Below are 17173 nucleotides of genomic sequence, written 5' to 3'. Positions count from 1 at the left end.
TGTGGTGTAAGGTACTAAATGCGGTTATCAGAGCCCCCCAAAATGTTCACAGGAAGGCGCCGCTCGCAGGGAATGGCTCGCCCTTTTCAAGAGCGGCAACGCAGCTGTGGGCCCTCTCTACCAGGTGAAGAGGGGGGGGGGGCTCCCTTCGGGCGGGCCGCTAAGCAGCCATCTGCGGCGTTGCATTTGCTTGACGTAGAACAACTACGCCAGCGCAAATGCGCCTTGCATCTGGCCGCTTAGCGGCCCGCTGATATCCGCATTTAGTACCTTACGCCACACTAAAGACGATACCGGCGCAGCATCTGGATGCAGCGCGAAAAAATAAAGGAGCCGCAATGACAGAACCCGCAGACGTACTGACTTTCTGGTTCGGCCGGGCGCAGCTCGACGCCGTACCCGCCCCCGAGTACCGCCGGCGGTGGTTTTCCGGCGACAGCAGTTTCGACAGCCAGATAGAGGAGGACTTCGGCGCGCAGGTGGAGGCCGCCCTGGCCGGGGAACTGGCCCGCTGGCGCCAGAGTCTGGAGGGGGAGCTGGCCCTGGTGCTGCTGTGCGACCAGTTCACCCGCAACATCTACCGCGGCGCCACCCGGGCCTACGCCGGCGATGCCCTGGCCCGTGACACCACCCTGGCGGTGATCGAACGCGGCGACGAGCGCAAGCTGGGCCTCTACCAGCGCGCCTTCCTCGGTATGCCCCTGGAGCACGGGGAGACTCCGGAGATGCAGGCGCGATCGGTGGCTTACTTCGACAGGCTGCGCCGCGACTACCTGAACGGCGCGGAGGGCGCCGCCCAGGCGGAGAAGTTCTACCAGTACGCCCTTGCCCACCGCGAGGTCATCGAGGAATTCGGCCGCTATCCCCACCGCAACGCGGCACTGGGGCGGGAATCCACCCCGGCGGAGCAGAAATGGCTGGAAAAAGGAGGGGGTTTCTGATGGATTGGCTCGCCTGGTTGTCCCTGGCCGGAATCTGCGCCCTGGGCGCCATGTCCCCCGGTCCCAGCCTGTTGATCGTACTGCGCAGCGCCGCTTCCGGCCCCCGCCAGGGTTTTGCCTGCGCCATGGCCCACGGCGCCGCCATTGCCGTTTACGCAGGGCTCACTGCCTTTGGCCTGGCGGTGCTGATCACCCGCTCGCCACTGGTGTTCACCATACTGCAGTGGGCCGGCGCGGCCATGTTGATCTATTTGGGCTGGAAGGCCCTGCGCGCACCGGCGCCGAACCCCGCGGCGGCCAGCATTCCCGCTCCGCACCAGTCAGCGGGCCGCTCCGCGCTGCAGGGATTCGGGGTGGCATTCTTCAACCCCAAGGTGGCCGTGTTCTTTACCGCCCTGTTCAGCCAGTTCGTGACGGAACAACAGGCGCTCACCACCAAACTGGGAATGGCCGCAATGGCGGCGGGTATCGACGCCGCCTGGTACTGCCTGATCACTTTGGCAGTCTTCGCCGGACGCAATCGCAACTGGGTCGGCAACTCGCTCGGGCATCGCCTGCAACAGCTGTTCGGTATCCTGCTGCTGGGGCTGGCGGCACGGCTGGTGCTGACACTCTGAGCCCGTTCGGCACAACACAAAAAAAGAAGGCCCGCACTGCGGGCCTAAACGTCTTACTGCGGGGTCGTGGCGGACCACCCTTTGGGGGGGAGGCAGCCCGCCACTGAGCCTATTATGGCAGCTGCCGCCTCTTTGCGCGGACCGCTCAACGCACGCCCCGCTCCACTTGTCGCACCGTCGACAAATTCTACTTTCCGGTTGACACTGAACGCTTACACAGATACTGTACATTCATACAGACAAAACGCGTTAACAAATTCTTAAAAATACTGGAGGCGCAGAATGGCCGTAGTAGCTGTGTGGAAATGCGATAGAGACGGAGCAATGTTCGACAACAAAAAAGATGCGGAAGAACACGATAAGATGCTGGAACTGGCCGCCAATATTACCTCGTTGATCGAGCGTCATATTGACGGTATCTCCGAAGAGGCCGGCGAAGAAATCGGGCTGCTGCTGGCGAAACGCCGGGACGACTTGGCCAAGGCCTGTAAGGGCAAGCCGGAAGTGCTGCTGGAATCCGACGGAAGGGAAACCAATGAAAGGGAATCCAATGAAAGGGAATCCAATGAAAGGGAATCCGAACAGCAGGATGAAACCAGCGAAGAGCATGTTACTTCCCTGGCCGCCAATCAGTAGATTCAGTAAATTTTTACGATTCCATCCCTGTATCTGCCCGGCTCGCGCCGGGCTTTTTTGTTGCCGATCCCATTTCCCTATCCCATTTTCTACTCCATGTAGGAGCGGCGGGGCGGCCATCCGCCGTTGGCCGCGATCGGCACAGTTGCACGAACGCCCCTACAGGTTTTTCACTGCGAGCCCTATATCGATGGCAGCCAGGACCAGTATCACCACCCAACTGAGCGCGGTACCCCAGAAACGTCCCGGATGATAACCACCGCCACTGGCGGTAAAACCAATAGCGTGCACCAGGCGCGCCAGCACAAAGACACCACCCAAAATATGCAGCCAGAATGCGGCAAGCCCACCCAGCTCCGCAATCAGCATCAGTATCAATGCCAGGGGGATATATTCGACGGCGTTGGCGTGGACGCGCACACGGACTTCGTTATCGGGGTCCCCGCCGGTGCCGAGGCCCACCTTGCCACTGCGGCGGAACTGCACTACGCGAAATGCCAGGGCGATCACCAGAATTCCGCAAAGGCCGGCGTAGAGGGCTGTGATATTGGCCATTTATATTCTCCTGCTAAAAGGGTTTGTGTGTAGGGTGCGCCGCGCGCACCGGAAAGAGGCTGAAGTCGTTACCAATCCAACTATGGTGCGCACGGCGTACCCTACGATCACAATTGAGAGGGTACTCTTAAATCAAAACTTGTAACCGAAGTCATGCCCCTGCTGCGGCCTCAGGTAGCGGTCGCGCAGGCGGGTGGAGCGGTTGACCAGCGACTGGAGTTTACCGTCGATCAGCACCTCTTCCGCATAGCTGGTAACTTCCAGGGGATCGCCGCTCCACACCACGATATCTGCCACCGCCCCCGGTTCGATGGTACCGCCCTCGATACCGAACACCTCCGCCACATTGGCGCTGATGGACTTGAGCGCGTCCTCGTAGGGCAGACCATTGGCCACAGCGTTGCCCGCGGACTGGCGGGACAGATAGACATTGTGGGTGGAGGCGTAGTCCGGGCCGCTGATCAGCACAGTCACGCCCGCGCGCTTCATCTGTGCCGCGTTGTCCAGCCGCGCGCCCAGGCTCTCGAAAGAGATGGGCAGATTGTTCTGTGCGTCGACAATTACCGGCACCCCGGCCTCCGCCAACTGATCGGCGACCATCCAGCCCTCGGCCCCACCGAGTACCACCAGCTTCAGACCGAATTCCCCGGCCAACTGGATGGCCTGCAGTATATCGCTGGCCCTGTTGACAGTGACCACCAGCGGCTGCTCTCCCCCGAGCAACGGCTGCAACGCCTCCAGATCGGCGAGGGAATGGTTCAGCTCCCGCCACTCGCCGCGGCGGATCGCATCCCGGTTGGCCCGGTACTCCCGCGCCTCCTCCAGGGCATTTTTCACCTTGGCGTAGGCGCTGGCGCGGCTGCCACCGGCGAGTTGTCCGCCGGCCTCACCCAGGTAGGCCCTCTGCCCCAGGTCGGTGGCCACCACGCTGTCGAAACCGCCGTCCAGCCTGATCGCAAAACTGCGCCCGGCGAAAACCCGCTGGGGGTTGGCGGCAGTGTCGCCCCACAGCTGGATACCCGGTAGCACCAGCGCACGGGTGACGCCGCCGGCGCGGTTGAAGGGGATCAGGGTGGATTTGGGGTTGTAGGCGGGCAGCGGGTCGAAGGCGCTGCCGATGCTCTCGCCGGTCACCGCGTAGTCGTTGGTGGCGCTGGCGGCACCGATCTCGGTGAGTCCCAGTTCCGATACCGGCGCGATCACTCCCGGGGTCACCACTTTGCCGGCGGCATCGATCACCCGGTCGGCACCGTCGCCCAGGGACGGGCCCACCGCTTCCACGCGGCCGTCGCGGACCAGGATATCCGCCTGCTCGAAACTGCCGGCATCGGACAGGGTGTGCACCTTGCCGCCTTTGATCAACAGGGTTTCCGCCTGCGCAAGGGGCATGACCAGGCCCAGGAACAGAGTGCAGATGGCCGCTTTGTGTTTCGCTATCTTTTTCACAGCCGCTCTCCCTCCGCGTTCAGGATTCCCAGCTCGAAATCGCTGTGGGGCTGGCGCGCCTTATCCGCGCGGTCGTACATCAGTTCGCCGTCGATAAACACCATTTCCGCCTTGGTGTAAACGCTGAAGGGGTTGCCGGACCAGAGCACCACATCCGCCATCTTGCCCTTCTCCAGGCTGCCGGTCCGCTCGTCGATGCCCAGGGCCTTGGCGGGGTTGAGGGTCATCCACACCACCGCATCCCCGGGTCCGATATCGAAACCGGCCCGCCGCCCCGCGGTCATGGCTTTGGCCACCTCCTGGTTGAGGCGCTGGATGCCCACGGCGGAATCCGAGTGGATCATCGCGCAGGCCTCAGCCTGGTCGACGATGGCGATATTGGCCTCGGTCATATCGAAGGCCTCGTGCTTGAAGCCCCACCAGTCGGCCCACATGGCCGCGCAGACGTTGTTCTCCGCCAGCAGGTCCGCCACCTTGTAGGCCTCCACCGCGTGGTGGAAGGTGGAAATCTGGAAACCGAACTCCCTGGCGATATCCATCATGATCGCCATCTCCTCACCACGGTAGCAGTGGTTGTGCACGAGGATGTCGCCGTTGAGTACGCCGGCCAGGGTCTCCAGTTCCAGGTCGCGCTCCGGCTTGTCACCGCCGTTCTTCTCGTAGCCTTCCCACGTTTTCCTGTAGTTGGCCGCGGCGATCCAGGCCTTGCGGTAGCCGGCCACATTGCCCATGCGAGTGGAAGGCGCGGTTCCCTTGCCGCCGTAGACCCGCTTGGGGTTCTCGCCGCAGGCCATCTTCAGGCCGTAGGGAGCGCCGGGGAACTTCATGTCCTGTACCCGGCGGCCGGGCACGTTTTTCAGGGTCACTCCGCGGCCGCCGAACAGGTTGGCGGAACCCGGCAGTATCTGCAGGGTGGTCACGCCGCCGGCCAGGGCCAGGGCGAATTGCGGGTCCTGGGTCCACACCGAGTGCTCCGCCCACACCTCGGCGGTGTTCGGCGAGGTCATTTCATTGCCGTCCTGGGAAGACTCGATGGCCGGCGCCGGGTAGTCGCCCAGGTGGGAGTGCACGTCGATAATACCCGGGGTCACCCATTTGCCGCTGCCGTTCACCAGCAACGCACCCTCGGGCGCTTTCAGCCCCTCACCGATCTCCGCGATCGCGCCGTCCTGCAGCAGCAGGTCGGTATTTTCCAGTTGCTCGCCGGTACCGGTGAGCAGAGTGGCCCCGACGATCAGCACCGGTCGGGATTGGGTGACGGAGTAGGTGGAGGGAAAGGCCTGCTGGCGGGCGAAATCCGCGGGTTCCCCGCCTTTTTTGTCCTCCCCGCACCCGGCCAGAAACATTGCGGCGCACAGGGCGGCTGCAATGCAACGAGCGTACAACTGCATAGCGATTATCCGGTTATTGATATTGTACGCACATGCTAACAGGAAGTGCTTATGCCGCCATTACCAAAACTGCCAACCTGTTCCTATTTACGACGAACTGTATTTGCGCGGTGAGGATGCCCTCCGACGCGTGTCGCCATCGGTAGGTGACACGCCTTCTCCCCTCTCCGCCAATTGTGCAAAAAATGATTCCAGTTCACCGAGGTGCCCCAGTGCCGCCAGCAGTTGTACCAGCGCCGCCAGGTTGCAGCCCCGCCCGCTCTCGAACCGCTTCAAGGTGCTGAGGCCCACGCCGGAATTCTCGGCCAGTGCCTCCTGGGAAATATTGCGGGCCAGGCGCAGGCGACGGAAACGCTCTCCCAGTCGCACCAGCACCTGCTGCTGTTCTGTAGAGTTCATCGGCGGCATAGGCATTTTTCCCGTGAAAAGAAAATTATAGCTCTTTTATGGACTATTGCTCTAGACATTTCCCGGTCAGCGTGGTGCAATCCTTGCGAACGGCATATCCAGGATGGATCGATGGCAAACAATAAAATCAATACCGTTTCCACAAAAACCATCGCGGAACCCCCTCCCCCCTCGCGGGATTCCCTGGAAATCTACCAGGCCCTGCGCAAGAGCGAGGAGCGCTATCGGGAACTGGTCGAGCACGCCAATTCCATTATCATCCGCTGGGACCAGAACGGCGTCATCACTTTCTTCAACGAGTACGCCCAGCAGTTTTTCGGCTACACGGAAGACGAAATCATCGGCCGCCACGTGGTGGGCACCGTTGTTCCCACCAGTGAAAGTACCGGCCGCGACCTGCGCCCATTGATGGAGGACATCGGCAACCACCCGGAAGAACACCGCTACAACGTCAATGAAAATGTCACCAAGAGTGGCAGGCGCGTATGGGTGGCCTGGACCAACAAGATACTGACCGATGACAGGGGCGAGACCATCGGCGTACTCAGCATCGGCAGCGATATCACCAAGCAGCGCCTGCTGGAGGAAGAGCTGCGCCAGGCGCAAAAAATGCAGGCCATCGGCGAACTGGCCGGTGGCATAGCCCACGATTTCAATAATATGATTCACGGTATCAGCGGCTACGCGGAAGTGATCCACCAGATCACCGACGACTTCCGCATCACCGAATACGCCAACAACATTCTCACCACCGCCCACCACGCCGCGGAACTGACCAAACAGCTACTGACTTTTGCCCGCAAAGGCTCCTACCAGCTCACCGAGTGCAATACCCACGAAATTATCCGCGATGTCTGCGCCATGCTGGAGCGCACCATCGACCGGCGCATTTACATCGAGCAGCAGCTGGATGCCAGCCGCCCCCATGTGATGGGCGACCCGGCACAGCTGAAAAGCGCGCTGCTCAACCTGGGGATCAATGCCAAGGATGCCATGCCCGAGGGGGGCTCCCTGCGCTTCTCCACCAGCAACGTGTCAGTGAGTGAGGAAATCACCATTTCCGATTTCGAAATCGCCCCGGGCCAGTACCTGCTGATCAATGTCAGCGATAGCGGTACCGGGATGTCGGCGGAAATACGCCGGCGCATCTTCGAGCCGTTTTTCACCACCAAGGAAAGCGGCCGCGGGGCCGGTCTGGGCCTGGCGGCGGTCTACGGCACCACCCACCTGCACAAAGGCGCCATCCGTTGCCGCAGCAGCGAGGGCCAGGGCAGCAGCTTCGATCTCTACCTGCCCGTTATCAGGGACGGAGCCGGGCAGCCGCGGACAGGCGCGGCGGAATCGCCCAGGGAGCGAAAAATCCGCATTATGCTGGTGGATGACGAAGCCATAGTGCGCAGCTATTCGAAAACTCTGTTCGAAATGCACGGCCACAGCGTGGAGACTTTTGCCGCTGCGGAAGAGGCGATCAACCACTACCGGCAACACTACCGCGAAATCGACCTGGTGCTGCTGGATATGATCATGCCGAAGATGGACGGCCAGCAGCTGTTCGCTTTTCTCAAGCGCATCAACCCGGAGATCCGCGCGATCCTCGCCACCGGCTACAGTATGGAAAGCAAGGTGCAGGAAATTCTCGCCGACGGCATCCTCGACTGTATCCAGAAGCCGTTTACCTACGAGCAGCTGCAGCAGAAAATTGAAAAGCTGGTGGCGGAGGGAGTTTTGGCAGAGCCGTAGGGTGCACCGTGCGCACCGCTGGACACGATACCCACCCCAGCTCTGGAACGGTGCGCGAGGCGCACCCTACAAAACGGCTAGCTGACGATGGCGTGCGGCAGGTAGCGGCTCATATCCTGGGTGATCGGGCTTCTGTCTTCGCGCATCGACATTCCCGCCGCCTCATCGTCCACCAGCCAGCTGCCGATCAGGGTGTGATTGCCGCCGAACTGCGGCAGCGGGTGCAGAGCCTGGTAGATATAGCCCTCCTCGCCGTAAGGCCCGTCGGATACGGGGGCGACTTCGGCACCGCGGACGATTGAGATATTGGCTCCCTCGCGGGAAAAGATCGGCTTTTTCACCAGCGCATCCAGATCCGAGGCCTTGTCCAACTCGTCCTCGAAATAGGCCGGCAGCAGATTGGGATGCCCGGAAAAGAGCCGCCAGAGCATGGGCAGCAGTGCCTTGTTGGACAGAATCGCTTTCCACGGAGGCTCCAGCCAGCGGATGTTGTTTCCGCCGAGAAACTCGCCGTACTCCTCCCGGAACATAAACTCCCAGGGATAGAGCTTGAACATCCAGGTGATCACCCGATCCTTCAGGTCAGTGAAATTGCCCTCCGCATCCCGGCCGACATCCTCGATATAGACAAAATGGCTGTCGATGCCGGCCTCGCGGGCGCAGTCCTCCAGGTACTGCACCGTACCCCGATCCTCTTCCGTGCCCTTGCAGCAGGCGAAGTGCAGCTCCCGCCCGGGGGTCAGGAAGTGCAGGTCCCGGAAACGGTTGACCAGCTTTTCCTGCAGGCAGTTGAACTGATCCGCCTGCAGCGGCAGCGCGCGGCTATCCACATTGTCCTGCAACCACAGCCACTGCCAGAAACCGGTCTCGTAGAGGCTGGTGGGGGTATCCGCATTGTTCTCGTACAGTTTCGCGGGGCCGCTGCCCGAATAGGCGAAATCCAGGCGCGAGTAGAGGCAGGGGTCGCCGTTGCGCCAGGACTCTCGCACAAAATCCCAGTGGCTTTCGGGAATGCGGAAACGGCGCATCAGTTCGTCATCTTCCACCACCCTGGCCACCACCTCCAGGCACATCTGGTGGATCTCCTCGGTGGGGCTCTCAATATCCCTTTCGATCTGCTCCAGGGAGAACTGGTAGTAGGCGCTTTCATCCCAGTAGGGCTCGCCGTACATGGTGTGGAAGCCGAAACCGAATTCCCGCGCCCGCTCCCGCCAGTGCGGTCGCTCCCGGATGGGCATGCGCAACACGGGATCAGCCTCCCCAACCACCCGAGCGCCCGCCGCCCCAGCTGGATTTGGCGGAGGCGACCGAACCGAAGCCGCCGCGGGATACGGTGCGGGTCACTGTGGGCTTGGGCTTCATCGCCGAGCGGTCGACACTGTAAGAACCCTTGCCATAGCGGCCGATCACCGTGCCGTCCGCGGTCATAATCCGGTTGTAGTAGGACGAATGGGGGCGGGAGTAGCGGTAGACCGGATTGTAGTAACCGGAGTGGTAGTCGCGGTTGTTGAGCATGGAACCGATCATAAACCCGGTCATCAGCGGCATCCAGACACCGGAACCGGTACGCTGGCAGCTGTCGAACTCGGTTTCGCACTGGGCACGCCCCGGGTATTTGGGGCCGGTGCGCTCAGCCTCCGCCAGTGCTTTCTGATAGGCGGCCTCGCACTGCTGTTCGTCCAGTGAGGTATTGCTCACGCAGTCCTCGATGGAGGAGACTACCTTTACTTCTTCCTTCTGCGCACAACCCGCCAGGGCCGCCGCCACGCCAAGAGCCAGCGGGCGCATGAAAAAGCCCCTGCCGGCAGCTTTGCGCATACGGTTGAGATCGATATGTCTGCTACGTTTCATGGTGCCCCCGATCAATAAGACATACAGGCTGCGTTGAGCACGCCCACGGCAATGGTGGTCGCGGCCAGCATGATTCCCGCGCTGATCTCCCCCTCCTCGATACGCGCCACAATGCGCGGCATAAAACCGAAACGGATAATGGCAAAGGCGAGCAGCTGCGCGACCAGGGCAATCAGGGCCCAGGTTGCAAAATCCAGCAGGGAGACCGAATTGCTGGCGGCTCCGCCGAGGGCAATGGCAAAACCCAGCACCGCACCGCCAAAGCCAATGGCTGCGGCGGTATTTTTCTGCTCTTTGATCAGCTTCCACTCATCGTGGGGGGTCACCAGGGTGTAGAGAAACTTGAAGGCGATAAGCAATACCAGTGACAGGCCAAAATAGGCCGAAAAATGCACAATACCGGTCAATAGATCATACTGCTGATCCATGGGGACTTCTCCTTATTATCCGTGAATAGTTAGTTGTGAAGGGGTCAGGGTGATTCCGGTGCTCAGCACCAGACAGCGGCTCAGGTAGCCGCCCTCTTCCAGTTTTTCCTCTGCCGAAAGAAACAGCGATTCGGTGCGAGCGTCGGAAAGCTCGCGCTCGAACAGCATGGTGAACTGGTCGGTGGTGGAATGATCTCCACCCTCCTCGTAGGTCTTTTCCGCCATATGCACGGGATTGTGATAGTCTCCCGCCGCGGTCCACACCCGTCGGTAGCTTTTATTTTCCAGCGTATAGCTGGACTGGCCGATTTCCCGCTCAAGCAGCTGATTCCAGGCCTGCTCGGAAGCGATGTCCCGGGTGTCGTAAAAGTGGAACAATTTGACATCCACCACATGCTCGTCGCGGTTACCGCCCTCCGCCACCACCTGTAGCCAGGCATCGTCGTCGGTGTAAAAACGGTACACCCAGGTGCCGTCAAGATCGATGACCCCGGCCGCCTTGATAATCTGAGTGGGTGAACAGGATTCGATGGTCAACTCGTCCAGCATCAGCTTGATGGCGAGCGGGTCCACCTCAAAACTGGCACCCAGGCGCAGGCCCATAATGGACGGGGTCTGCACTGTAGGGCCGGGCTTGCTTATTCTCTTTATCAGCTTGGCAAACATTCCGGGGTCGCTTCCATGGCCTGATTTTTGATCGCGAAACAGCGTTTTTCATCCAGCCGTTCCGCGGAGATGTAATAGAGAGTATCCCCTTTCTCCACGGTTTCATCCAGGGCGGGATTGATATCGATCTTCTGCTCACCGGCGCGCCGCACGCCGATCAGCGTCGCGGCCAGGTTGTGCTTGAAGTGATCGAACAGTCCGCCCACCGGCAATGGGGCTTCACCCTGGTAGAGCACGCTGTACTGGGTCATTCCGTAGGTGCTGTCCAGCAGCTGGCGATGCAGGCGGGCGGAACCGGGGTCCAGCGAAGACTTGGCCAGCAGCTCCACCGCCACCGAGGGAATACACTCGATCCTGGGGCAATGGGCGCGCAACAGCTCGCCCACCGTCTCGTCCTGGAAATAGGCGGTTTTGTGGCTGTCCGGGCTCACCTTGTCGCAATAGAGCGCCGTGGTGAGGGTCACATCGTCCAGAGGGTTGTCGATAATAATCCGCGAGGCCCTGTCCAGCGCCGCCCGCCGCATGGTCTCGGCGTGGGAAAAGGACTCCACCCGCACAAAGTCGATACGTCCCGGCAGCGGATTTTCGATATCCGCCTCCACAACGAGTACAACCTCCTGAGCGCTGCCGTTGGTTTTGGCCAGCAACAGTTCGATCAGGCGCAGGGTGCGGGTACCGTTCCAGCCGATAATTACAATATGGTTGTCGTGATTGATCATGCGCAAACCTTTCTTTCCCCGGTGGGCAAAATCAGAAATCGCGAAACCCGCCTTGGTGATCAGCATCGCGAACAGGCTCAGCCCCAGCGGGATAACCCAGAGGCTGACCGCCAGCTTGCCGGCGGGCGTGACAGGGGAAAAGTCCCCGTAACCCACAGTGGAGACGGTGACCACCAGCCAATAGAGAAAATTTTCCCACGCGATGATTTCCGTTTCGCCGGTGGCGCTCAACAACAGGTAAGAGGTCGCAGCATAGAGTGCAACCGCGAGAATCACCGTGGAGAAATTGGCCCTGATAAAAAGCGACGCCAGAAGGCGTCGCACTTTATACAGCAACACGGATTAGGCCTTTTCGCGGCTTGCCAGCAGTTGCGCCAGTTTATCGCTTCCGCTGACCTGACCGCCCGGCTGGATTCCCGCGGCTTTCAGTTTCGCCTCCAGGCTGGAGCCGCTCTCGTCCGCGGCCAGCTCTTCCGCAGCCTCCAGCTCGGCAGCGCGCTGCTGCTGTTTGCTCTTGATGCGCTCCATGCTGTCCAGCGCAGTCTTGACCTTGCTGTTTGCCCCCATATGGCGGGTGGAAACGGCAACCTGGGCCTTCTGCACCGACTCCGTGGCCTTGATCTGGTCGATCTGCTGCTCCATGCGGCGCACATTGGTCTTGGCCTTGGCAATATTGCTCTTCAGGGAGCGCTCGGAATTGAGAAAGCCCTCGAGCAGGCCCTGCTCGGTTTGCAGCTGCGTCTCCAGCTCCGCCACGCGCTCTGCGCACTCGATCGCGAGGCCCTCGTCGCCCTTCTCGCTGGCGGCAATGGCGTGGTTGCTATAGCTTTCAATATCCACCTGCAGGGAGTTGACCTTGTTTTCCGCCAGCTTGCGCTTGGCCATGATTTTGGTCAGATTCTCGTCGCAGGATTTCAGTTCTGACTTGGCCTCGCGCAGCTCCTGATCCAGGATGCGAATGGACTGGCTGTCGACAATCGCCTCGGTACCTTCGTTTACCGCACCGCGCAGGGCGGTCCAAATTTTTCTCAGGCTCATGCCACACTCTCCTTCTCAAGATGCTCTGCATACAGGTCCAGGAAATCGCCCACATTAGTGAACAGGGTTTCGATCTCCTCGACCACCACTTCCTCTTTGCTGGACACCGAGAGCGCACCGAAGGCGACGTAGTAGTCCTCGCCACCAATATTGTTGACACCGATAGTGGTGAGCGGCACCAACTGATGGGTCTGCAGGATCAGCTTGTTCAACGCCGCTTCGTCGGCGACATCCGCGACGGGGAAGAGAATCGTCTCCACCACTATCTGTTTTTCGCCGGCATAGACAAAGGCGTCAACGCCCTCGTCGTTGGAGATACTGAGGCAGTCCCCCTCCGCCTCGACCACCCAGTCCGGGTGGCGCTCGGCCAGTTCCCTAAGGTTCTCTTTGTTCCAGGTCATCTTGACTCCCTTTCAGGTGTGGAATATTGGTCACGAATATAGCAGCTAAATTTAAAGCGTCAATAGCTTACCAATGATTTTTGTTGCATATCTTCCACGCAAAGCTATCATAGGTCACATCTTGAGCGAGGATATCTATGGACCGCAAACAAAGCCTGGAAAACCAGCGCGCGCTGAGCCCTTACAAGCAAGCCATCGCCCGCTATGTGCGCGCCTCAATGGCCCTGAAGAGCGTGCGCTACAGCGACCTGGCCAGCGCGCTGGACGAAAGGGGCATTTCAGTCACGCCGGAAAACCTGCGCAGCAAAGTGAGCAAATGCATGTTCTCCGCCGACCTGTTGGCGGCCATTATCGATGTACTCGGTGTGGAAGACAGCGCAATGCGGGATATTCTCAGACAGGCGCGCGAACTGCAAAGCCCGCGGGAAAAAATCTGACCAGGGGAAGAAATTTACCGGCGCCTCGGGGGAGGGAACCCCGCAAAGTGGTCAATAGTGCAGCAGTTTGATGATTGGTTCACCGTCATCGCACTCCCCCACCACCTCCGGCTCAGCGATCTTCGAGCCCGCCTGCAGGATCTTGTTGTTGGGGTGGGAAACGAAGCAGGCATACCTGAAATTCACTGCCCAGTTGCACAGCAGGCGCCCCTCATCCTCCTCGTAGAAGCGCAATTGACAGAAGCTGAAAGTGGGGCTATCCCCCTCCACCTCCAATAGGAAAACACTGGTGTCACCACTGCTGTAGGCAACCGGCAATATCAGACCGGCGGCGAGCAACCACTGCCTCATAAGGCCACCCGTTACAACAACCGACTCCAGTTAAGCTTAGCAGCGGCGGGCGTGTCTCTCCTCTGCCTAGGGGGCTGCCGCCAGCGCCTGGAAGCGGCTGGCTTCCGCCAACGTGGGCCGCAGGCCGTACTTGTGCGCAATCGCCATAAAGCGCTGCACATAGAGGGCGGCCACAGGCGCATAGGGCGGCATCCACTCATCGGGCCCACGATCCCCCTTGCTCTGGTTGCGGCCGTCGTCCACCAGCCAGAGGTTGTCCGGGTCTTCGGCAAACTGCCGCTTCAGTGCCCTATCCCAGTGGGCACCCCCGTGATCGTGGGCCCACTTCAGCGGCACTATATGCTCCACATCCAGATCCGATGCCTTGGTATAAAAGTTGCCCGTATAGGGGTCCATCCACATCCCGGTGGCCACTTTGCACTTGTCGGAGCGGGTAAACGTGACCGGAGCCAGGGAGTAGCGGATTAACAGCTCGTGGCGGGTGTCCTGACAGTCACGGTCAAAGTCTGACCAGCGCGGCAGCCAATCCGCTCTCTTATAGGAATCCGCCGCTACCGATGCGCTGACCAGCAGGGAGAAAAGGAATACAACTCGTGCAAAAATTGATCGAATACGCATACGACTTCTGCCAACCAAATTCTGGCACTATCGTACACAAAACCAAAGAACCGCAATGTCGACCAGTTCACTGAGTTTTGAGTCGCGGATTGGTGGCGGCCACTTTCAGGTTGGGCGCGTTGATAGCCGCTTAGAGCCTATTTAGAATGTCGCGAAGAGCGTTCCAGGACGGGGCCTCTCTCCCCCCAGTCTGGCAGTCTTATGAGAAGACTTTAAGCAGGCTCTGAGTGAATGAGAGCAGGTCTGCGGCCGGCAATGGATGGATATATTTTGTCCAACTGATTGCAGATTTGTCATACTCTTATTTCTATCAGCCAATCAAAAATAAGCGTTCCAATTACTGGCAATGAACGCAGGATACAAATATTATTCGACCGCTTAGCGGAACATCACTGCATAATCAAAAGCTTTTAAGGAAACTTATGGATAATTTCGGCAAGGCAGCCATATTAGGGGGCTGTATGATGATCGCTGCCTGTGGTGGTGGCGACGGTTCGGCACCAGCAACCAGGCTCAATTTCACCGTCCAGGGATCGGTCGTTGAGGGGGAAGCGGCGGACATCGAAATTACTGTCGGGAGTGAGCGCTTCAACACTAATGCAGATAGCAACGGCGTTTATTCATTGGAACTCAGCCTGGATGAAGCCCTGACAGGAAAGATAGTCACCGCGAGTGCCAAAACTTCATCCAACAGCCAATTGCACTATGTTTCGGTAATGGGTGAAGCCGGTGCCCTGGATGCCGCTGCAGGTTCCGACAATATTCTCACCCCGGATGAAAACTCGTCCGTCAATATTTCCGCAGTATCCACGGCAATATCAGCGCAGTTGAAGAGCGCGAATAACGGCGACATTTCCGATCAGACAGCATTGGAATCCGCCGCAAAAATGATCGACTCCGAAGTCGTATTCGCTGTCGCAACCTCCATCATCCTTGCCATGGAATACCCCGATGACCCAGACCTGAGGCTGCCATCGGAAGTGACAGATACTTACGCCTTTGCCGGTGATTTGGCAATCTCTGCAGCGCATGGTGTGAACGCGAGATCAACCAACCCCGATCTGTGGGACAACACGCAAGCAGCGATTGCCGGCGATTCCAACCTTGTGCTGTCGCAACCTATTCAAAACGCAGATGATGTTGCAGATATCTATTATTTCACAACGCCTGAAACAAGCTTTAGCGGTATTTTCAACGGCAGCCGCCTAGTACTGAATCCCGGTGGCGACGGCACCATGAGTGCCAAGCTTGACGAAAGTGCCTTCAACTGGTCTCTAGGGAAGAGTGGTGTAAGTTTCGAAGGACTGGCACTGATATCAAACGACGCATACCCTTGGGATCGCGATCTCGGCAAATCAGTTCACGAGCAAACCATTACCCGTATCAACAACTTACGCTGGCTTTCCCGGGAAAGGTTGAGCGATGTGCTTCTGCTCGATATTGAAAGTTACACCCATTACCCGGATGGAGAATATCCTGATACCTCGCCCGTCGTTTCGCTGACTACCGGCACCGCCCTCAAGTCTGGGAGCAGAGTCACCGCCACTAAAATTTTGCGGTTGGGTGTGGACTATAGTGTACCCAGATCCGCCACCGCGGGAGTGGTTAGCAGTCCCGTAGACGGCACCGGCGCCTCCCTGGAAGTATATGCTTCAAAGATCTCTTTTTCCGGCAGCCCAGGCCAGGGAGGTACAGCCTCAGTCACCGTTGAATCCTATAATGGCGATGGAACGCTGATCACCTCCGAGGAAAATGCAAGCTGGATGATTGCCGCCGATGGTAGCCTGCAGATTAGCTATGCCAATGGTGATAGCGCAAATCTGGTCTTTCTTTCTGAGAACCAGGAAATTGCCAGCGTCAATCTGAAAACAACCCAGAACGCAGGCGTCTTTACCCGGAACAGCTTTCTGCTACTTAAGGAAGAGCCCTCCTGGACTATGCTGTCCGCTCCCGGAATCTACCGTTATCCGTTTTCTTTCTTCGAGCCGCTCAATCATTTCTGGTTTGAAGTAAACGATAACGGTACGGCTCTAACAGTTTCAACCTATGACATAGATGAGAGCGGCACACTTGAAGACAGCGAGTACTCTGTAATGCCTGGCCTTTGGTTGATCAATGGCGGGGGCAATATGCTAATACGTCGCTATCGCTATAACTTCGGCGGCTTCTGTATGCCGACCATTTGGGATCCGGCGGACAACGACGAATGCGTGCTCTATCACGAGCGTGAATGGAACCTGCATCAGATAAGCAGCGATGACGGGTACTGGATACATCATTACCATCGGTTCTTCTATGACTGGCAGAGGGAAAACATGTCCGACCCTACTGTCTCCGGTCATATTTTCTCATTCGGCTCGATAGACAATCGTCCCCAGTACAAGACAAACATGCGCCCGGTGAAAGTACCGCCCAATTTGCTCCCCTGATATAGCAACTATAAGAAAGGCCCACGCAGTGGGCCTTGTGTTCCCGATGAAGCCCTTCCTACTAGTCAGGATCTCCTGAGACGCCGCAGACTTCGCGACGCATTCTGGCCTCGAGGGTCCTGACCGGCTCCAGCAAGCTGGGATCTTCCGCAACGGCGGCAATGAGCGCGCGCGGCAGAGCCTCCTCGTCTTCCATCAGCATGAATTGCGAATGAATCCGCGCTGACAACTCGCTCCGCCCGGACCCTCGGTTAGCGGTGTATACATCGGCAATCTGGTCTTCGCGCGCTCTTCTCCCGCACCACCTCTTCCGCGGCACGGATAATCGCAGTTTTGTCAATTTTGGGCATATGACTCCCCAGTGTTAGCGGCTGAGCAAATCCGCACATAAATGGCGAAGGCCACTATCGAGTGGTGGCGCCGAGGTCGAGAGGGTTGGCGTGACCGGATTGCCGACCACTCGAGTCATTATCCGCCGCTCGAACCCGGCTGGCCGCGCTG

The 17173-nt window shown here is 59.1% G+C and carries 19 protein-coding genes; 6 read left to right on the top strand and 13 right to left on the bottom strand.

The annotated features are described in order from the left end of the window. Positions 1–338 precede the first annotated feature (338 nt). From ACRC0P_RS11355 to ACRC0P_RS11345, 3 genes are all read left to right on the top strand, one after another. The gene (locus tag ACRC0P_RS11355; RefSeq protein WP_438630938.1) at positions 339–941 is read left to right on the top strand and encodes a DUF924 family protein; all 603 of its coding nucleotides are present in this window, start codon (positions 339–341) and stop codon (positions 939–941) included. Beyond that, complete coding sequence (locus ACRC0P_RS11350) at positions 941–1558, top strand: LysE family translocator (protein WP_438630936.1); 618 nt, start codon at positions 941–943, stop codon at positions 1556–1558. Before ACRC0P_RS11355 ends, ACRC0P_RS11350 begins: the two co-directional genes overlap by 1 nt. Positions 1559–1882: 324 nt before the next feature. Further along, positions 1883–2194 (top strand): YebG family protein, encoded by a 312-nt coding sequence (locus ACRC0P_RS11345; RefSeq protein WP_438630934.1) that lies wholly within the window; start codon positions 1883–1885, stop codon positions 2192–2194. Positions 2195–2353: 159 nt separating this feature from the next. Here the strand turns inward: ACRC0P_RS11345 and ACRC0P_RS11340 are convergent, their stop codons facing one another. The 4 genes from ACRC0P_RS11340 to ACRC0P_RS11325 form a co-directional block, all read right to left on the bottom strand. Next, the gene (locus ACRC0P_RS11340) at positions 2354–2749 is read right to left on the bottom strand and encodes an MAPEG family protein (RefSeq protein WP_438630932.1); all 396 of its coding nucleotides are present in this window, start codon (positions 2747–2749) and stop codon (positions 2354–2356) included. Between the two features lie 132 nt (positions 2750–2881). Beyond that, on the bottom strand, positions 2882–4195 hold the full coding sequence (locus ACRC0P_RS11335) for an amidohydrolase family protein (RefSeq protein WP_438630930.1): 1314 nt from the start codon (positions 4193–4195) through the stop codon (positions 2882–2884). After that, entirely contained in the window at positions 4192–5586 is a 1395-nt protein-coding gene (locus ACRC0P_RS11330; RefSeq protein WP_438630928.1) for an amidohydrolase, read from the bottom strand. Before ACRC0P_RS11330 ends, ACRC0P_RS11335 begins: the two co-directional genes overlap by 4 nt. A gap of 87 nt (positions 5587–5673) precedes the next feature. Next, complete coding sequence (locus tag ACRC0P_RS11325; protein WP_438630926.1) at positions 5674–5994, bottom strand: helix-turn-helix domain-containing protein; 321 nt, start codon at positions 5992–5994, stop codon at positions 5674–5676. A 111-nt stretch (positions 5995–6105) separates the two neighbouring features. Between ACRC0P_RS11325 and ACRC0P_RS11320 the strand changes: the two genes are divergently transcribed. Then, positions 6106–7734: a hybrid sensor histidine kinase/response regulator gene (locus tag ACRC0P_RS11320; RefSeq protein WP_438630924.1), complete on the top strand. Its 1629-nt coding sequence runs from the start codon at positions 6106–6108 to the stop codon at positions 7732–7734. Between the two features lie 77 nt (positions 7735–7811). Here ACRC0P_RS11320 and ACRC0P_RS11315 read toward each other — a convergent pair whose 3' ends face one another. The 7 genes from ACRC0P_RS11315 to ACRC0P_RS11285 are packed head-to-tail and all read right to left on the bottom strand — an operon-like array spanning position 7812 to position 12837. Next, positions 7812–8972 carry a glutathionylspermidine synthase family protein gene (locus ACRC0P_RS11315; protein ID WP_438630940.1) on the bottom strand — a complete coding sequence of 387 codons (1161 nt, stop codon included), beginning with the start codon at positions 8970–8972 and terminating at the stop codon, positions 7812–7814. Between the two features lie 13 nt (positions 8973–8985). After that, positions 8986–9585 carry a DUF1190 domain-containing protein gene (locus ACRC0P_RS11310; protein WP_438630922.1) on the bottom strand — a complete coding sequence of 200 codons (600 nt, stop codon included), beginning with the start codon at positions 9583–9585 and terminating at the stop codon, positions 8986–8988. 11 nt (positions 9586–9596) lie between these two features. Continuing rightward, positions 9597–10013 (bottom strand): DUF350 domain-containing protein, encoded by a 417-nt coding sequence (locus ACRC0P_RS11305; RefSeq protein WP_438630920.1) that lies wholly within the window; start codon positions 10011–10013, stop codon positions 9597–9599. Positions 10014–10028: 15 nt separating this feature from the next. After that, a complete protein-coding gene (locus ACRC0P_RS11300) occupies positions 10029–10679 on the bottom strand; it encodes a YjfK family protein (protein ID WP_438630918.1) in 651 nt (216 codons plus the stop codon). Next, the gene (locus tag ACRC0P_RS11295) at positions 10664–11737 is read right to left on the bottom strand and encodes a potassium channel family protein (RefSeq protein ID WP_438630916.1); all 1074 of its coding nucleotides are present in this window, start codon (positions 11735–11737) and stop codon (positions 10664–10666) included. The genes ACRC0P_RS11300 and ACRC0P_RS11295 overlap by 16 nt, the downstream gene beginning before the upstream one ends. Positions 11738–11740: 3 nt before the next feature. Continuing rightward, positions 11741–12436: a PspA/IM30 family protein gene (locus ACRC0P_RS11290; protein WP_438630914.1), complete on the bottom strand. Its 696-nt coding sequence runs from the start codon at positions 12434–12436 to the stop codon at positions 11741–11743. Continuing rightward, complete coding sequence (locus ACRC0P_RS11285; protein ID WP_438630912.1) at positions 12433–12837, bottom strand: DUF2170 family protein; 405 nt, start codon at positions 12835–12837, stop codon at positions 12433–12435. Before ACRC0P_RS11285 ends, ACRC0P_RS11290 begins: the two co-directional genes overlap by 4 nt. 137 nt (positions 12838–12974) lie before the next feature. Here ACRC0P_RS11285 and ACRC0P_RS11280 point away from each other — a divergent pair, with 137 nt between their 5' ends. After that, complete coding sequence (locus ACRC0P_RS11280; protein ID WP_438630910.1) at positions 12975–13274, top strand: DUF6471 domain-containing protein; 300 nt, start codon at positions 12975–12977, stop codon at positions 13272–13274. A 51-nt stretch (positions 13275–13325) separates the two neighbouring features. Here the strand turns inward: ACRC0P_RS11280 and ACRC0P_RS11275 are convergent, their stop codons facing one another. Both ACRC0P_RS11275 and ACRC0P_RS11270 read right to left on the bottom strand, forming a co-directional pair. Further along, on the bottom strand, positions 13326–13625 hold the full coding sequence (locus tag ACRC0P_RS11275; protein ID WP_438630908.1) for a hypothetical protein: 300 nt from the start codon (positions 13623–13625) through the stop codon (positions 13326–13328). A gap of 66 nt (positions 13626–13691) precedes the next feature. Then, positions 13692–14243 carry a GmrSD restriction endonuclease domain-containing protein gene (locus tag ACRC0P_RS11270; protein WP_438630906.1) on the bottom strand — a complete coding sequence of 184 codons (552 nt, stop codon included), beginning with the start codon at positions 14241–14243 and terminating at the stop codon, positions 13692–13694. A 422-nt stretch (positions 14244–14665) separates the two neighbouring features. Here ACRC0P_RS11270 and ACRC0P_RS11265 point away from each other — a divergent pair, with 422 nt between their 5' ends. Next, positions 14666–16672 (top strand): hypothetical protein, encoded by a 2007-nt coding sequence (locus ACRC0P_RS11265; protein WP_438630904.1) that lies wholly within the window; start codon positions 14666–14668, stop codon positions 16670–16672. Positions 16673–17173 lie beyond the last annotated feature (501 nt).

The organism is Microbulbifer sp. (assembly GCF_051659245.1).
GTDB lineage: Bacteria > Pseudomonadota > Gammaproteobacteria > Pseudomonadales > Cellvibrionaceae > Microbulbifer.
The sequence above is the reverse complement of the archived record's forward strand: the minus strand, read 5'-3'. Positions and strand labels throughout refer to the sequence as shown.

Excerpts from the sequence above, each read along its gene's own strand:
- ACRC0P_RS11355 (WP_438630938.1), top strand. The coding sequence starts at position 339 with ATGACAGAACCCGCAGACGTACTGACTTTCTGGTTCGGCCGGGCGCAG.
- ACRC0P_RS11350 (WP_438630936.1), top strand. The coding sequence starts at position 941 with ATGGATTGGCTCGCCTGGTTGTCCCTGGCCGGAATCTGCGCCCTGGGC.
- ACRC0P_RS11345 (WP_438630934.1), top strand. The coding sequence starts at position 1,883 with ATGTTCGACAACAAAAAAGATGCGGAAGAACACGATAAGATGCTGGAA.
- ACRC0P_RS11340 (WP_438630932.1), bottom strand. The coding sequence starts at position 2,749 with ATGGCCAATATCACAGCCCTCTACGCCGGCCTTTGCGGAATTCTGGTG.
- ACRC0P_RS11330 (WP_438630928.1), bottom strand. The coding sequence starts at position 5,586 with ATGCAGTTGTACGCTCGTTGCATTGCAGCCGCCCTGTGCGCCGCAATG.
- ACRC0P_RS11325 (WP_438630926.1), bottom strand. The coding sequence starts at position 5,994 with ATGCCGCCGATGAACTCTACAGAACAGCAGCAGGTGCTGGTGCGACTG.
- ACRC0P_RS11320 (WP_438630924.1), top strand. The coding sequence starts at position 6,106 with ATGGCAAACAATAAAATCAATACCGTTTCCACAAAAACCATCGCGGAA.
- ACRC0P_RS11315 (WP_438630940.1), bottom strand. The coding sequence starts at position 8,972 with ATGCCCATCCGGGAGCGACCGCACTGGCGGGAGCGGGCGCGGGAATTC.
- ACRC0P_RS11310 (WP_438630922.1), bottom strand. The coding sequence starts at position 9,585 with ATGAAACGTAGCAGACATATCGATCTCAACCGTATGCGCAAAGCTGCC.
- ACRC0P_RS11305 (WP_438630920.1), bottom strand. The coding sequence starts at position 10,013 with ATGGATCAGCAGTATGATCTATTGACCGGTATTGTGCATTTTTCGGCC.
- ACRC0P_RS11300 (WP_438630918.1), bottom strand. The coding sequence starts at position 10,679 with ATGTTTGCCAAGCTGATAAAGAGAATAAGCAAGCCCGGCCCTACAGTG.
- ACRC0P_RS11290 (WP_438630914.1), bottom strand. The coding sequence starts at position 12,436 with ATGAGCCTGAGAAAAATTTGGACCGCCCTGCGCGGTGCGGTAAACGAA.
- ACRC0P_RS11285 (WP_438630912.1), bottom strand. The coding sequence starts at position 12,837 with ATGACCTGGAACAAAGAGAACCTTAGGGAACTGGCCGAGCGCCACCCG.
- ACRC0P_RS11280 (WP_438630910.1), top strand. The coding sequence starts at position 12,975 with ATGGACCGCAAACAAAGCCTGGAAAACCAGCGCGCGCTGAGCCCTTAC.
- ACRC0P_RS11275 (WP_438630908.1), bottom strand. The coding sequence starts at position 13,625 with ATGAGGCAGTGGTTGCTCGCCGCCGGTCTGATATTGCCGGTTGCCTAC.
- ACRC0P_RS11270 (WP_438630906.1), bottom strand. The coding sequence starts at position 14,243 with ATGCGTATTCGATCAATTTTTGCACGAGTTGTATTCCTTTTCTCCCTG.
- ACRC0P_RS11265 (WP_438630904.1), top strand. The coding sequence starts at position 14,666 with ATGGATAATTTCGGCAAGGCAGCCATATTAGGGGGCTGTATGATGATC.